1 protein-coding gene is annotated in these 1,542 nt (G+C 34.8%); it reads right to left on the bottom strand.

Features of this window, described 5'->3' with window-relative positions; genetic code table 11:
- Positions 1-87: 87 nt before the first annotated feature.
- Complete coding sequence (locus tag HRG09_RS28040; protein WP_174104063.1) at positions 88-1,299, bottom strand: IS110 family RNA-guided transposase; 1,212 nt, start codon at positions 1,297-1,299, stop codon at positions 88-90.
- Between the last annotated feature and the right edge of the window lie 243 nt (positions 1,300-1,542).

Genomic DNA, 1,542 nt, shown 5'->3' with positions numbered 1-1,542 from the left:
CTTGTTATCATGCATACCAAAGATCCCTAATATATACTCGTTTTTTTACTAGGGGTAAGATATGATATGATGAATGAAACTATGATATTAGGCCGTTAACCGATAATCATAGTGTATATCATGTGTAATAAGGTGAAAGAGGAGTTTCAAGAACTTGTTTACACATGCAATGGACGCAACTTTATGACATTTGTTATAGGGTTGCGTTTTTAATTTATCATAATACTCAACAATGTGATTTTGTCCGTAACGTCGTTGTTTAATCATGTTCTGGATGATGAGGAAAAGGAGCTTCCGCAAATGTTTATTTCCACGTTTATTAATTTTATCTTTAAAAAAGGTTTTACCTGATTGAAAACGGCGTATATCAATACCAGCAAATGCATTGAGTTGCTTGTTATTGTTAAAGCGAGTAATATCTCCTATTTCAGCCATCAAGCGTACTGCAGTATTCGGTCCAATCCCAGGAAGACTGAGAATGATATCGTATTCTGCACGTTGCTTGGCTATATATACCATCTTGTTAATACAGCATTCTTTTTGGTGAAGAAGCTCTTGATACCGTCTTGCGTATAATTTGAGTTGATCACATAGAACATCGTTCTGAGAAACAGCAGGATAGGAAGTTTTCGCTATTTCAAGTATTTGAATCGCTTTTTTCTCCGCTGTAATATTTGATATTTTTTTATTGGTGTTGGCACGAATACGATTTTTTATAATGGTTTTTGAAAGACCTAAAATACAATCTGGGTGGGGGAATAGTTGAACAAAATTTAAAAACAAATCAGATTTACTGGTAAACATTCTCTCCAACTCAGGAAATGTTAATTGGATTACTTTATGCATACGACCACGAATTATCGATAATTCACTATCCAGTTCACTATATAATCTAGAAAGAGATTTTAGTTGGTAGAATAAATTATCAGTTCCGGTAAATACCCTTCGGGTAGCTGTAAAATGAGTGAGAGCTAATCGGTGTGCGTCGCTTCGATCGGTCTTATGAATCCGTAAGGAATCACATTGTAGCTTGGCTTCTAATGGGTTTAATAAACAATATGTATACTGATTATCTTGCATAAATCGTTCTAGCTGCCTGGAATAGATACCTGTTGCTTCGAATACGATTTCAGGCAATTCACCGGTCTTATCTGTAAGCTCATGAATCTTTTCTTGTAGCTTTTTGAATTCAGGTTTAGAATGCTTGATTTCACTTTCAAATACACATTGTTTCTGTGTATTATAAATTACCATATAACTTTTACCCATACTGATGTCAAACGCAATTACGTGTTTCATAAAGTTCCTCCTTAGGTGGAATTGAAGTCTTCAACTTACACTTATCGATTCTCATTTCTTATACACGATCTCGAAGACCAACATACTAAAAACTGATTCAAATAAGGTAAGTGAAGAAGATCAGTTTTGTATACGGATTCAGGATCCCAAGACACCCACGACCTTCTCTTCACTTCTACTATATAAAAAATAGTAGTGCGAACCAATGCCTTGGTTTGCACTACTAATCTTAGTATGTTTTGT

This window comes from Bacillus sp. Xin1, assembly GCF_013314535.1.
Classification (GTDB): domain Bacteria; phylum Bacillota; class Bacilli; order Bacillales; family Bacillaceae_G; genus Bacillus_A.
Note: the sequence above shows the minus strand (reverse complement) of the source record. Positions and strands in the feature narration are given on the sequence as shown.